This window comes from Bradyrhizobium sp. AUGA SZCCT0222, assembly GCF_018130205.1.
Lineage (GTDB): Bacteria > Pseudomonadota > Alphaproteobacteria > Rhizobiales > Xanthobacteraceae > Bradyrhizobium.
In genome coordinates this window covers 131520-145673 of the sequence record NZ_JAFCLX010000006.1, presented here as the reverse complement: position 1 = coordinate 145673, position 14154 = coordinate 131520, and the positions used below count along the sequence as shown (strand labels likewise).

Here is a 14154-nt window from a genome sequence, read left to right as displayed (position 1 = left end):
GCCGGCTTCAGTTGATCAGGCCGGCATGGACCATGGCGTCGCGGATCACCTTGCCGGTTGGCGGCGTCACATTCATCAGCGGCAGACGCACTTCTTCTTCCAGCCGTCCCAACAGCTTGAGGCCATGCTTGGCGCCCGCGAGGCCCGGCTCCTTGAAGACGGCATCGTGCAGCGGCGTCAACCGGTCCTGGAGCTTCAGTCCGGTGGCGAAATCGCCCTTCAGGACGGCCGTCATCAGCTCGGCGCACAGTTTCGGCGCCACGTTGGCGACCACCGAAATGCAACCATGTCCGCCCGCCGCCATGTAGGCCAGCGCCGTCATGTCCTCACCGGACAGCTGGATAAAATCCGGTCCCATCGCATGGCGCTGCTGCGACACCCGCGCGAGATTGGCGGTGGCGTCCTTGACGCCGGCGATGTTCTTCAGTTCGAACAACCGGGTCATGGTCTCGACGGACATATCGACGACGGAGCGCGGCGGGATGTTGTAGATGATGATCGGGATGCCGATCGCGTCATTCACCGCCTTGAAGTGCTGATACATCCCTTCCTGGGTCGGCTTGTTGTAATAGGGCGTTACCACCAGCACGGCATCGGCGCCGGCCTTCTCGGCGTGGACAGCCAGATCGACGGCCTCGCGCGTGGAGTTCGAGCCCGCGCCGGCGATCACAGGCACGCGCCCCTTTGCCTCCTCGATACAGATCTCGACCACGCGGTGATGCTCGGCATGGCTCAGCGTCGGGCTTTCGCCTGTCGTGCCGACGGGAACGAGACCGTGCGAACCCTGCTCGATTTGCCAGCTGACGAGACCGCGGAACGCCGCCTCGTCGAGCGAACCGTTCTTGAATGGCGTGACCAAGGCGGTGAAGGATCCTTGGAATTTTGTCTTGGCTGCCATGGATTTCCTCCCAACGCGTTCGTGACGGCACGGCTAAAAATGACCAGCCAATTCATATCGGGTCTGGCGATCTGGCGAAAGGGCCGAAGGATATGACCACAGGCCTTTGTTTTTGACGCGTTTTCCGGCCGCAAGGCGCAAGCGTTCCCGGATCGAATCCGGAAGGCTCGAAAACGCGGTAGCCGCGATTTTGCCGTGGTGTTGGCGCAAACACCCCCGGCCGCGACGTTTTTAGCATTTTGTCCACATATTCAATCAAATAGACCTAAGGCTTGAGCGATTGAGTGATTCGCCGCCGCAGAGGAAATCCGTGACCCGCTCCGTCCGCGCAGCCGCATTGCGATCGACCGCACTGGCGACAGGGCTGGTGCTGGGGCTATCCGCAATGTCGGTGGATGCCTGGGCCCAGCCGAAGGTTCCACTGCCGAAGCCGCGTCCGATCGCCCGCAACGTGGTCCCCAAGACCTCACCTGCAAACCCGACGGCTGCAATCCCGACACAGCACTCTGCGCCCGCAACGACAGCTCCCGCCGCGCCACTTCCAGCACCGGTGCTGGCGCCTGCGACGCGCCAGCACGCCGCCGTGCCCGCGGCGCGTAAGCCCGCGACCGCTGCCGCGGTCGCCGCGACGTCGTCGACCTCGCAGTCCGACAAGGACGCCCTGGAGAACGTCATCGAGCTCGTTCGAAAGCGCAAACCGGGGGATGCGACGCAGGCGCAGGCCACGATTTCAGATCCGGTCGCCCGCAAGCTTGCGGAATGGGTGATCCTGCGCAGCGACGACAATGGCGCTTCGGTCGAGCGCTATCGCGCTTTCGTCTCGGCCAATCCAAGCTGGCCCTCGCAGACCTTCCTGCGCCGGCGCATCGAGGCCGCGCTGTGGGACGACCGCCGCGACGACGCCACCGTCTGGTCGTGGTTCGAAAACGAATCGCCGATCTCGGCCAAGGGCAAGTTCGCGCTGGCGCGGGTGATGATCGGACGCGGCGATCGCGCCAACGCCGAACGCCTGGTCCGCGATGCCTGGCGGCACGACGGCATGACCGAGGACACCGAAAACGCCGCACTCGACCTGTTCGGCGCCTTGCTGACGGCCGGCGATCACAAGGCGCGGATGGATTTTCTGCTCTATGGCACCGAGCAGGAAGCCGGCGGCCTGCGCGCCGCGAAGCGGCTGGGTGCGGGCCACATGGCCTTGGCCAAGGCGCGCATCGCCGCCAACAAGAAGGCCTCCAACAGCAAGTCGCTGCTCGATGCGGTGCCGCGCGAGCTGCACGGCGATCCCGGCTATCTGTTCAGCAAGATCCAGCTGCAGCGCCGCGATGAGAAATTCAATGAGGCCGCCCAGTTGATGCTGAGCGCGCCGAAGGATCCGGGCCGCCTGCACAATCTCAACGAATGGTGGATCGAGCGGCGGCTCCTGGCGCGCAAGATGATGGACGTCGGCGAACATCGCAACGCCTATCTGATCGCGCGGGACGCCGCCCTGCCCTCACGCGACATCTACAAGACCGAGCAGGAATTCACCGCCGGCTGGATTGCGCTGCGCTTCCTCAAAGACCCTGCGGTAGCCGCCCAGCATTTCGCGCGGATCGGCGTCGGCAGCGTGAACCCGACCGCGCTGGCCCGCGCCGGCTATTGGCAAGGCCGCGCGGCGGAAGCTGCCGGCCGCGCCCAGGAGGCCCGCGCCGCCTACACAAGGGCTGCCGAACAGTCGACCAGCTATTACGGCCAGCTGGCGCGCGCCAAACTTGGATTGCCGCAGATCGAACTGAACGGCGTCCCCCGCGGGCGCGGCGCCGAGCGGCTCGAGATCGTGCGCGCGGTACAATTGCTTTACGAGCTTCAGGAGCGCGAGCTCGCCATCCCGATTTTCGGCGACATGGGCGAGAATGGCGATCCTGACGCGCTGGCCGGGCTCGGCGAACTGACCGCGCGCTACACCGATGCCCGGGGCATGCTGTTGCTCGGCAAGGCCGCCCTCAATCGCGGACTGCCGTTCGACCACTACGCCTATCCCGTCAACGGCATCCCGCCGTTCAAGTCGATCGGGCCGGAGGTCGAGCAGAGCATCGTCTATGCCATCTGCCGGCAGGAAAGCGCCTTCAACCAGGCCGTGGTCTCCCCGGCGCAGGCCTACGGACTGATGCAGGTAACGCCGGATGCCGGGCGCTATGTCGCCAAGCGTGCCGGCGTCAGCTTCGACCTCAACCGGATGAAGACCGATCCGGTCTACAACGCCGCAATGGGCGCCGCCGAGCTCGGCGGCTTGCTCGAGGACTATCGCGGCTCCTACATCCTGACCTTCGCGGCCTACAATGCCGGCCGCGGCAGCGTCAAAAAATGGATCGAGCGCTATGGCGATCCGCGCGATCCCAAGGTCGACGCGGTCGACTGGGTCGAGCAGATACCGTTCTCCGAAACGCGAAACTACGTGCAGCGGATCATGGAGAACCTGCAGGTCTACCGCGCGCGGTTCGGCGGCGGGACCAGGCTTCAGATCGAAGCCGATTTGCGGCGCGGCTCCAGCGTCGAGTAGCGCCGTCGCACGAGCGTGGCCCCGGGGCGGTCTTGCCTACTGCTGCCCGCTCCGAATCCTCCGTTTCGCAACTTTCGGTTTGCTCGTTTGGGCAAAGTAGGGATTGCGGTCGCAAAAGGCGTAGCGGCCCGACGCGGTGTCCAGACACTGCTGGTAGGTATCGAAACTGCAATCCCCGACCGAGCTAACGTAATTGGCGCCCTTGATGCAGAACGGATAGTCCCGTGCCTGGGCTGAAGCCGTCGTGATGCCGGTCGAAACGGCAGCAGAAAGCGCGACGGCGATCGAGAACAAACAACGCATCGTGTGTCACCTCTGAACGGTGGTCTTTCTTGAAGCCCGGGAAATGGCTTCCGGTAACATCCGACCGACCGGCACCCTACATCAGGCACCCGATCGCGCCACTCGATGCTCGCGTCAACTTGTCGTGGCGCGAGCAAACCTCGCGCAATGTCTTGCCGAACAAAGCAAAGCCCCCGGCAGTTTCCCGCCGGGGGCTCGCTTAGACGTTGATCAGACGAACTGGATTACCAGTTGCGCTGAGCGCGGAGCAGCATGCTGACGGTGTTCTGATCCTTCAGCTCGTAGGTAGCTGCCGGCTTCGCGATACCAGCCTGGGCTGCCGGCGTAACCGTTCCAGCGAACTTCTGGTCGAGATGGGTGTAGAGAACATCCGCCGAGAAGGTCAGGCCCTTCACAGGCGTCCAGCGGGTGATGACACCAATCTGGGCGACGTTGAAGTCCGGGTTGCAGTTGGTAATGCCCACGACGCCTGTCAGAGCGCCACCGGGGCCGCAGAGCAGAGCAGTTCCGCCGTTACCATACTTAAGCTGGGCGTAAGCTCCGTAGAGTGACGAACTCCAGTAGGGATCCCAGTTGTGGTTGAAGGCACCGCGCATACCCCAGGTCTGAACCTTGGAAATGCTGGTTCCCAAACCGAAGATCCCGTCAGCCACTGCTGCGAGGCCAACGCTCTGGTACGCGCCCGGCACGTTGGTGCCGCCGTACATCGCGAAGCCCTGCGGAGCAAGGTTCTGGAAGTTATAGCGGCTCGCACCGTCGGTATAGACCGCCTGGACGTTGATCGTGTCGCCAGGACCGGTCGGGATGTTCTTGATCTGCAAGGCACCCTGGACAGCCCAGCCCCACGTGTCGCTGGGATGACCGGTGGGTTCAGTGCCACCGTAGTAAGCAGCATGAATGTTATGCCCCACTGCCGACAACTGGACCATACCCCAAGCCTGGTCGGCCTTGAGCACGCCGATGATGTCCGGAACCCTTGAACCGCCAATGTCGTTGGCGCCGTAGCCGCCACCAATGAAGGTCGCGGGGGCGACGAGGCCTGCGCTCGTGTTAAGCACAGAAGCCTGCGAGTAGGCAGTCTGATCCTGGAGCGACACGGTGCCCGAGATGCCGTTGCCGAACTGAGCGGTGTAGGTGAACTGGTTCACACCAGTGACCATGCCGCTGCCGCCGACGAGACCGTCGAAGTTGTTGCCCGGGTAGTTGTTCCAGGGAGCGTCGAACTGCGAGATCGTCTTACCCATCGTGAACCCAGCGAACTGGATGAACGCATGGTAGACGCCGAGCGAACCGCCCGAGAGACCGCCGTCAGACGGGTTGCCAACGCCACCGAAGCCGCCGGCCTGGGCAGCACCAGAGTAGAACGTGCCGCCGACGCCGTTACCGGCGTACTGACCCGACGTCCAGGAGAACGTCGCATCGAAGTAGGTGCGGACGACGCCGTATTCGGTCGCGGTACGCGTATCAATGTTCAGGTCCTGGCGGGAACGAGCGGTATAATAGTTCGACAGGCGATTTTGAGCGCCCGCCTGTGTCGCGTAAGCACCGGCGAAGGGGCCGGGGCTGTTGAGCGCCACTTCAACGCGCAGATAACCACCCAGCTTGATGCAGGTGTCCGTGCCGGGGATGTAATAGAAACCAGCACCGTACAGGGAGCAGATCCTCACGTACTCGACCGCTTTGGCCTTGACGGGAAGATCGGCAGCCTGTGCTCCACTCATGGCGATCAGACCCGCCGCTGAGCCGAGGATAAGGCTCTTAACCATCTTCATGATAACCTCCAAGTTGCTCTGTAGGGAAGGTTCCGGATCCGCCGGGTGCAAACACCCTAAGGTTGGTTCCCTTAATCCCTGAAACCCGCTTAGTCGCTTCGCGCCTTCGGACACTCCCGCATGAACGCGAGGGACTTAAGCGAACCACCTAACGGGACGACCTCGGGATGCCCCCCTCCGTCGCGTGATCACAATTACCGAGGACTTCTGCACACGCAACAAAGGAACCGCTTCCAGACGCATGACTCAGCGCCTTTTCCAGAGGGTGTTGCACAAATAACACGCGGACGTGATCGGACTTTCTCCGTAACTAATTGTTTCAAATAGACATTTTTTAAAAGTTCCATTTGCCTCCTGAATTGTTGCTGGCGGCCGGCCGGGGGGCGGTTTTCCCTCCTCGGGCATGTCGCAGCGTCGAATCGAGCACCCGAAATCACCGAATCCCCGTCAGACCGTCACACCCGTGGTGAAACGAGGATCGGCGAAACGACCGCCGTAATGCCCGTTCGCCGCCATATATCCATCGCAGCCATATAAAGGCTCAGGGGCCGCGGGTGTCGCATTACCGGAACGGGTGCGGCCACGAACAGCTCCCGCCCCAGGATTGCAAAAGTCCCTATTACCTGGCGGCCGAAACGCGCCTTTACCTTTGCGGGCAACCCGCCTCATCCGAATCCGCGGTGGGTGGCGCCGAATCGCTGACAGCGTGTCGCCTGAATCAACGGATCCCGCATTTTGAAGACGTCAAAGCCAGGGCGCGCGCGAAATGATCCCAAAGCCGGCTTTATTGAACGGACGCCGGCTGACCGCCTGGCCGCATGGGAGCTGCCGAAGCCCTCAAGGAAGCCTCTCAAACCGGCGCCGCTAGATGCGAATTGGCGTACCAGCCGTGCCGGGAGGCGGCAGCGTCGCTAAATGGCCCCGGCGTAACCTGAATCTGCCGCTTGCGGCCCGCCCCCGCGTCGGGCATATCCGCCCTTACGGAGCTGTGGCCGAGTGGCTGAAGGCGGCGGTTTGCTAAACCGTTATAGGGTTGTAAAGCCCTATCGAGGGTTCGAATCCCTCCGGCTCCGCCACCCTTCGCCCTGACGGGCTTCGGGTGGCAGGCCACCCGCCTTCGCTTACGCTTCGGCGCGGCGTGCCGCGGTGAAGCCCAAGCGAAGGCGGGTGCCGCCCCATAGCTGCGAAACGGCAACGGCAGGCTGGTTCGAACGTTCTCCCCTCGCCGCCTTGCTCTTGCTTCGACAACACACTTGCATCCGTAAAAAACGATCATGCGCCAGTCTTAGACCGGCACTGATTGACGGATATCATCACCCCGGATGAACGCGAACAACGAGCCTCGCAAATCCGCCCTCTATCTGCTGCTGCCTGCCATCCAGATATTGGGGACGATCACTTTCATCTGGCAGGCAATGCCTGAGTTCAGGCAGGTCGCAATCAATCCCGGCGAGCAGCTGCCGCGTGACGGCTGGTCCGATCTCATCTCCTTCAGCCTTCTATGCGTGATGCAAATCGCGTTCTGGTGCCGTGATGCGCCGCGTTCCGATTCCGTTTCGGCGTTCGAACCTGATTCTCAATCACGTTCTTCCTGTTTCTGGGTAAGCTCAGTTTCATCTTCGGCGGCGCGCTGTTCGGCATCGCCGTCTTCAGGCACCTCCCCGAGCTTGATCGCGGCATCGACATTCTGCTCGCCGTCAGGCGCGGCGTGATTTTGGCGGGATGTCTGTTCGCGCTGTTTTGCGCCAGCCTCGAAGTGGAGCGGCTCGGGCAGGCCTTTGAGCCGCATCGCAACTGAGCCGGCAATCGCACGTCGCCGGAAACCGCCAACGAAAAAACCCGCCGGATGAGATCTCCGGCAGGCTCAAGTCAGGGTTAGCAACACGATGCGAAAACAACGCTGCGAATAATCATCGCGTCTGCGCCTCGGTCCGGGGGATAGCCAGCCTTATATCTTGTTCCGGGCGCAAAACTTTACAGGAATGGCTCAAGCGGCTGAAAGTGCTGCTTCGGCTCACCAGGATGCTGCAATCTTTCTTCCCTATGTCCGGGAACAAGTGGCAATTCTTGGCGTTATCCCGCGTCTGATAGACACGGACATAGGACCCCTAAACGGCTTCAGCGCGCTTCCCCCCGTGCGCTGAGGCCGTTCTTTTTTGAGGCTTCGCCGCGGCAGCAACCAGCGTCGTCGTCAGCTCGCCGCCTTGACGACCTCGATCCCGCCCGGCCCGCGGACGTCTCATAGGTTAAACAGTTGCGGATTGCTCGTGACGTATTCAGCCCAAAGCTCGCGCATCATCCGCCTTACGTCCTCAGCCCTGAAGCCGCTTCCATTCGGATGTCTGTTTGCGAGTTGACCTGAGCGTTCGATTCCCGAAAAGGGATCGCCCGGATATGGCGTGAAGGCTGCGTCGGTCGGCTTATGCACGATGCCTTGCGGAGTGATATTGAACTGGTCGCGCCTGACTAAAGTGCTCTCCATTGTCGACGTCCTGCGGCCAACAGGTCAAAGGCCTGAACGATACCTTGCAGGGAAAAGCGGGGAAGCGAGGATAAGTTCCTGGCGTTCGGATCAGTCGAAAGCCGCACGCTGGGTGCTGCCATCCCATCGGTTGATAACGAACGCAAACGAGTGCGAGTACCAATCGTTCCGCGGCCACTGATTTTGAATGAGCCGCCGCAAATCAAAAAACGCCGGGCAAAGAAAACCCTGCCGATCACAGGGTCTAACCTGCCCAATTGCCACTTGTTCCTGGTCTAGTGAGCAAGCCGCGGCACGGCGACCGCCCCGCCACGTCGTGTGCGGCGGGCTGTCGGCTTCCTCTGGCCCGCTGGAACATTTGATCTTCTGTTCTGTTCTCCAAGAACTGTTTAAACACTGGAGGATGAAATGAAGACTCTCGTCACTGCCGCTCTTTTGAGTGTTGCCGTAATTAGCACCCCGGCTTATGCCCAGACCGCTCAGCCTGCTGATCGCGCTGCCCCGGCCGCGACCACCAGCCCGGCGGCTTCCAACACCAAGATGATGCTCAAGGGAAACTGGCGCGCGTCGAAGCTCATGGGCCTCGACGTCTACAATGAAGCCAATGAAAAGTTGGGTGATGTCAACGAAATCATCCTGGACAAAAACGGCAAGGTTAGTGCTGTCGTTATCGGCGTCGGCGGCTTCCTGGGAATGGGCGAGCACGACATCGCCGTTTCCATGGACAAGTTGAAGTTCATGGAAGAGCCCGCCCGGACCGCCTCAACCGCTCCGGCGACGACGCGTGATAGCACTACCGGTGCAGCCACAGCCCCGGCGAACACGACAACGTCGACGGCCCCCGCGCGCACGGCCGGCGCCAATGATTGGGTACCCGATCATGCCGTGATGAGCGGCACCAAGGAGCAGCTCAAGGCGATGCCGCAGTTCAAATATTCGGATTACAACTAGGCTCGAAATTGAGGGGGCCCATCCTGGGGCCCCCTTTTTCTTAACGATGATCACAGCCGGGGGACACTGGCGAAGGCGATGCGGAGCTTCTGCGCCCGCTTGTACTGATCGGTCGCCGCACGCGTGCGGCTGGAGAACTGGATTTCCTTCTGCCGCACGTCGGCTTCGCCCAGATTGCGCGGCAACTTGCCGTGTCCACAGATCGATCCGGAAGGCCAGCGTGTCCAGCCGCGGCCGACTGTCGAGAATCCACTGCAGCGGCGTGTTGGAAACGAGCCCACCGTCCCAATAAAATTCGCCGTCGATCGCGGTGGCCGGGAAGCCGGGCGGCAGCGAACCGCTGGCGATGATGTGCGCGGGACCGATACGATGGGTCGTGGTGCCGAAATAGGCGAAATTCGCGGTCTTGACGTTCACCGCGCCGACGCTGAAGCGCATGGCGCCGGCGTTGAGCCGGTCGAAGTCCACCAGGCGCTCGAGCGTCGCCTTCAGCGGAGCGACGTCATAAAAACTGAGTTGGTCGGCATCTGGTGACGGCCAGAACACCGGCGAGAGCGGACGGGGCGTGAAGAAATGTGGCGCGCCGAACATCATGATGCCGAGCGCCCGCGTTTGATTGACCAGGCGATGGGTGAAATCGTCTTTGATGTCGACCGATTTGAGATAAGGCACGCCCAGCGGCGGCGTGCTCACGGCCTCCCAGAACTCCCGCAGCCTTTCGACGCGCTTCTCTGGCGGATTGCCGGCAATCAACGCCGCATTCACCGCGCCAATCGAAATACCGGCAACCCAGTCCGGATGCAAATTGGCCTCAGCGAGCGCCTGGTAGACGCCGGCCTGATACGAGCCGAGTGCGCCGCCGCCCTGCAGCAACAGAACGGTTTGCTCAAAGCGCGAACGTTCGACCCGAAATTGTTTGGCTTCCGGACTCGGCTCGGTACCCATGATCGGACCTCCCCTGCAGTGGCAGGTCTGTGCTCCCTGCGCGATCGGGGCCCGCCTGCCCTCGGGTACCCTTGCACAAATGAGCCAGGCTGACTTGGTTAGGCTGACTTGGCTAGGCTGACTTGGCATCGCCATCTCGGACGAAAGCGACCAGCAAATCCCAGACGACGGCCAGCACGATCGGACCGACGAAAAGGCCGATGATGCCATTCGACAGAGTGCCTCCGATGACGCCGACAATGATCACCAGCATCGGCGTCTTCAGGCCGCGGGTGAATATGATCGGCCTGAGAACGTTATCGATCAGATTTACGGGCACGATATAGGCCGTGAAGATCAGCGCCGTAGCTGTCTCCTTTGTCATCCACGCCCAGATCACAACCGGAATTATGATCACGGTTGGGCCAATTTGAATGATCCCCAGGATGAGAACGCCGAATGCAATCAGGCTTGCGCCGGGCACCCCTACCGCCATGAGCCCGATACCCGCGAGCAGCGCCTGCAGGAGTGAAACGCCGATGACCCCCTGGGATACGTTCCGAATGGTTGCGCCGGCCAATTGCATGAATTCGCTGCCGCGTTGCGACACACGCCGATGCAAGAAGGTGGCAACGGCTTCCACCAGCATCGGACCCGGTGAAAGCAGAAATCCCGCTACGATTACCGAGGCCAGGAATTGAAGGATCGCGGCTCCAACGCTCCCGGCTGCAACAAGCAAGGTGCCCCCAACCGGCTTAAGATGGGGAGCGACTTTAGCAAGCGCTCCGGTCAGATTGGTCGATGCAAGCTCCCAAAACTGAAACACCGGCTCGCCGATCAAGGGCCACTTTTTTACGTTCTCGTCCGGTGCAGGAACGGATATCGCGCCGGAGTCGAGGCGCGCGTAAATCATGCGCGGAACTTCGACCAGATCCAGACCAAGCCAGGTTACAGGCCCAAATACGATCAGGAGAAGCAGGATCGTGATGAGTGCTGCCGCCAATTTCCGACGTCCACCGAGGACATTCGCCATCCAATCAAAAAACGGATACAGCGCTACGGCCAGCACGACGCTCCAGGCGATGGTCTCCAGGAACGGACGAACGATCGATAACGCCAAAAATAAAATGGCGCCCAAAAACGCCAGTCGAATTGCCAATCCAATGATTGTCGAATTGAGCCGTTCGAAATCGATTTTGTGATCTTCGTTCAAACGGACATCCCACGGAGTTTGCTGCATTCCTTGTGACAGCTTGCTAGAACTCATCCTTCATCGCAACGGGCTTTCGGTGGGTGTCCACCTGGTAGAATTTGGCCCAGCTATTGGCGAGCGAGAAGAGCTCCGCAGATATCAAAATGATCCGGATCATCGGCGGCTTGGCGTAACCTTATTGAGCTGCCATGGACCTGACCGCATACGCCGCTATTGCCACCAACACTGCCACTCCGGGAGTCTGTTGTCATCATTGCTCTGCAGTATCGGCGCTGACGCCCGCTCTGATGACGCGAGGTTCTACGTTCTCGCGGCATGCGATGCCCGAGTTTTACGTCATTTTTCGCCCTCTCCAATGAGAGGGCGCAGGGAAGACCGGGTGCGCGCTGCACCCGCGGTCTCGCGTGCGGTTTGCACAAAACAAAGTGCACACGAGCATACAGGGCAGCGGAGAACACCCGGCCTTCCCTGCGCAATGGCTTTACGGCTTATGCCGTGCTCTCCCCGGAGACGAGTTCTTGGTTGACTCCGTCACCACCGGTTCAGCTTGCGCTTAGCCGACGGCTTGACGCCAGCAACGGGCGCCAGGACCACACGGTTTTGCCGTACGCTTTTGTCGCGTTACGTCTTCGCGACATCAGCGTCCACCGCAACCCGTCCAACGTCCGTGACGACGGCCGACGCCCTCTGAGTGGGACGGGATGGCCAAACATATGCACCTGATTTTCATTCTGGTAAACAGAAATATTTTTTATTCTAGGGCTTGACACGATTTCTGAAAACCGGAACTGATTTGCCCGTCGGGCAACACAGAGGTATCCCGCACAGGGTGTCCGCGCGAAGATGCAGGCTTTTGGACCCGGAGCAGACATTGAGTTTCGCAGCCAACGTCGTAAACTTCGTCCGGATTGCAACGCCTTGAAACCCTGGAGGTAGATGCAATGACCCTCGACCAGTATGTGCGTGACCTGCGCGAGATTACTGCTCAGCATTCTGATCCAGTTGAAATCACGGACCTAGTCGTACCGCTCGCCAAGAAATTTGCGCAATCGCCGGAACTACGCCGCCCCGAATATCGTGAATGCGATGCCGAGCAAGGCTTCGGCGTTCACATGCTCCATGAAGAGCCCAATCACGATCTGGCCGTTTTCCTGGTATCGTGGCTGCCTAACCGCGGCACCACCCCGCACAACCACAAAACCTGGGCCGTGGTGGTCGGTATCGAAGGCCAGGAACAAGAGATCAACTACGACCGGCGCGATGACGGTGGTAAGCCCGGCTATGCCGACCTGAAACGCAGCGGTGAACAAGTGATGACCGTTGGTGACACTGCCTGTTGTTATCCTGAACACATACATAGCGTCCGGAACGTTGGAACAGGCATCTCGATGTCGCTGCACACTTACGGCCGGCACATCAACTACACTGGACGCTCCGAGTTTGATGTAGAGCGCAAACTCGAGAAGCCCTACGTGATCAGGGTCGCCGACGACGGGTACGCGCGGACGCAGGTCCTGACCAAACGAAGAATAAGTTAGAGTTCCGCTTCTGGCACGTTCGGACCCGGATTGCCGAGCCATAACCGAGCGGTAATGGGACCTGGAGTGCCAGCGTTACCGTCGCGGGCCAGGATGACCTGACCAACATGATTGCAGCGGCGAGCCAAAGCATCACGAGCGGAGTGTTGTCAGCCAACAACCGCGAGGAGCCTACTTGCCATCGTTCCAGATATCGGTCGTCATTTTCCAGTCATTTCCGACCTTTTCCCAGACTACAACATACTTCCCGCTCACTTCCTGTGGCGTCGGGCCCTTCGTCTTCAGGCTGAAATTCCCGATCTCGCGTGCCGCAGAGGGGCCGAGCGGCTTGACGTCCAGCACTGTGAGTTTCGGATCGCCAACTTGTTCGGCCATGCTTTTCCACATTGCCTCGATCGCCGCTCGTCCCTGCACCATCGCAGCACCGGGCGGAAGTGCGATGGCATCAGCGGTGTAGAATGATGCGATCCCGGCGAAATCCGCCTTGTTGAAGAATTCGATCCATTTGGCGTTTGTCGCCTCGATTTCCGCCTTCTGTGCCGACGCAGGTCCGATCAACGCCAGCACGAATGCAATCACCTGTGCCATCCTGCTCATGATCAGCTCCATTTGTTGAATGCAATTCCCCGGTCGGTTCGCGCATCTCGGTCTCCGCTCCGATACTGCGTGCATGCCGATCGGCAGCAATTTTACCGCACGGGCATGCCCCTGAGACGCGCCCTATTGGGTTACCCCTGGGCGACGCGGCCGCCCAGGACAGCGGCGGAAACGGAACGAAAGCCCGCGCCTCGCAGTGTCCACTCAATTCACAACATCATCCCCGTTAACCATACCTATATACGATGGTGTGAATTGACATCATCGAAAAAATTTTAATCGAGAGTCGCAAATCGAACCGACCGCCCCGTTTTCGCAGGGCACAGTGGTGCGGGGCTGGATTGAAGCTCATCAAAAAAAGCAGATCGAACACGGAGCGTGAGCTCTCGTGACGCAAGCGAGCGTCTCGGGAAAGGGCTTTCGCTTGAGAAAGGTGATTCCGCAGTGAGTGAAAGCGAAACGAAAGTTCTACCGAACGGGAAAGTTCTACCGAACGGAACGAATGTATTCGGGATGCCGATGTTGGAACTCCCGAAGATCGCGTTGCCTGGCGTGAGCTTCGAGTTGGCCGAGCAGGGTCTTGCCCGCGCGCGGGAAGGTTTCGAAAAGATGAAGGTCGCGTCAGATGCGATGACGGAAGCGCTGCGCGAGAGCTATTCGAGCAACGCCAGAAGCACCACCGACTACGGGCTCAAGGTGCTCGAAATCTCGAACGCCAATGCCGCCTCCGCGATCGATTTCTTCGTCAATCTGCTGGGCAGCAAGTCCGTTTCGGATGTCTTTACCTTGTCTGCGTCGCAGGCGCGCAAGACCTTCGACGCCGCATCCGGCCAGAACAAGGAATTGCTGGCCCTTGCCCAGAAGCTTGCGACGGAAACGGGTGAGCCGATCAGAGATCACTTCACCAAGATTCTTCACAAAGCCGGCTAAAAAAACG

Annotated in this window: 12 protein-coding genes and 1 tRNA gene; 4 read left to right on the top strand and 9 right to left on the bottom strand. The window is 60.5% G+C overall.

Annotated elements, in window-relative coordinates; genetic code table 11:
- Positions 1 to 7: 7 nt before the first annotated feature.
- Positions 8 to 898: a 4-hydroxy-tetrahydrodipicolinate synthase gene (gene dapA, locus JQ629_RS07400; protein ID WP_212038330.1), complete on the bottom strand. Its 891-nt coding sequence runs from the start codon at positions 896 to 898 to the stop codon at positions 8 to 10.
- Positions 899 to 1283: 385 nt separating this feature from the next.
- Here dapA and JQ629_RS07395 point away from each other — a divergent pair, with 385 nt between their 5' ends.
- Entirely contained in the window at positions 1284 to 3437 is a 2154-nt protein-coding gene (locus JQ629_RS07395) for a lytic transglycosylase domain-containing protein (RefSeq protein WP_212412178.1), read from the top strand.
- A gap of 36 nt (positions 3438 to 3473) precedes the next feature.
- On the opposite strand, the gene JQ629_RS07390 is transcribed toward JQ629_RS07395, so the two are convergent.
- On the bottom strand, positions 3474 to 3740 hold the full coding sequence (locus JQ629_RS07390; protein ID WP_212412099.1) for a DUF3551 domain-containing protein: 267 nt from the start codon (positions 3738 to 3740) through the stop codon (positions 3474 to 3476).
- A 224-nt stretch (positions 3741 to 3964) separates the two neighbouring features.
- A complete protein-coding gene (locus JQ629_RS07385; protein ID WP_212412098.1) occupies positions 3965 to 5512 on the bottom strand; it encodes a porin in 1548 nt (515 codons plus the stop codon).
- Between the two features lie 982 nt (positions 5513 to 6494).
- Between JQ629_RS07385 and JQ629_RS07380 the strand changes: the two genes are divergently transcribed.
- A tRNA-Ser gene (locus JQ629_RS07380) sits at positions 6495 to 6588 on the top strand.
- Positions 6589 to 7088: 500 nt separating this feature from the next.
- On the opposite strand, the gene JQ629_RS07375 is transcribed toward JQ629_RS07380, so the two are convergent.
- The 5 genes from JQ629_RS07375 to JQ629_RS07355 all read right to left on the bottom strand — a co-directional run bounded on the left by JQ629_RS07375 (position 7089) and on the right by JQ629_RS07355 (position 11082).
- A complete protein-coding gene (locus JQ629_RS07375; protein ID WP_212388240.1) occupies positions 7089 to 7301 on the bottom strand; it encodes a hypothetical protein in 213 nt (70 codons plus the stop codon).
- A gap of 450 nt (positions 7302 to 7751) precedes the next feature.
- On the bottom strand, positions 7752 to 7994 hold the full coding sequence (locus JQ629_RS07370; RefSeq protein WP_212263666.1) for a hypothetical protein: 243 nt from the start codon (positions 7992 to 7994) through the stop codon (positions 7752 to 7754).
- A 90-nt stretch (positions 7995 to 8084) separates the two neighbouring features.
- The gene (locus tag JQ629_RS37695; RefSeq protein WP_349631227.1) at positions 8085 to 8699 is read right to left on the bottom strand and encodes a hypothetical protein; all 615 of its coding nucleotides are present in this window, start codon (positions 8697 to 8699) and stop codon (positions 8085 to 8087) included.
- 57 nt (positions 8700 to 8756) lie between these two features.
- A complete protein-coding gene (locus tag JQ629_RS07360; RefSeq protein ID WP_502752546.1) occupies positions 8757 to 9890 on the bottom strand; it encodes a patatin-like phospholipase family protein in 1134 nt (377 codons plus the stop codon).
- 112 nt (positions 9891 to 10002) lie between these two features.
- On the bottom strand, positions 10003 to 11082 hold the full coding sequence (locus JQ629_RS07355; RefSeq protein ID WP_249134870.1) for an AI-2E family transporter: 1080 nt from the start codon (positions 11080 to 11082) through the stop codon (positions 10003 to 10005).
- Between the two features lie 941 nt (positions 11083 to 12023).
- Between JQ629_RS07355 and JQ629_RS07350 the strand changes: the two genes are divergently transcribed.
- Positions 12024 to 12620, top strand: a complete 597-nt coding sequence (locus tag JQ629_RS07350) for a cysteine dioxygenase family protein (protein WP_212412097.1) — start codon at positions 12024 to 12026, stop codon at positions 12618 to 12620.
- Between the two features lie 171 nt (positions 12621 to 12791).
- On the opposite strand, the gene JQ629_RS07345 is transcribed toward JQ629_RS07350, so the two are convergent.
- Positions 12792 to 13217, bottom strand: coding sequence for a YybH family protein (locus JQ629_RS07345; protein WP_212412096.1), 426 nt, complete (start codon positions 13215 to 13217; stop codon positions 12792 to 12794).
- A 378-nt stretch (positions 13218 to 13595) separates the two neighbouring features.
- Between JQ629_RS07345 and JQ629_RS37685 the strand changes: the two genes are divergently transcribed.
- On the top strand, positions 13596 to 14147 hold the full coding sequence (locus JQ629_RS37685; RefSeq protein WP_349631224.1) for a phasin family protein: 552 nt from the start codon (positions 13596 to 13598) through the stop codon (positions 14145 to 14147).
- Positions 14148 to 14154: the final 7 nt, after the last annotated feature.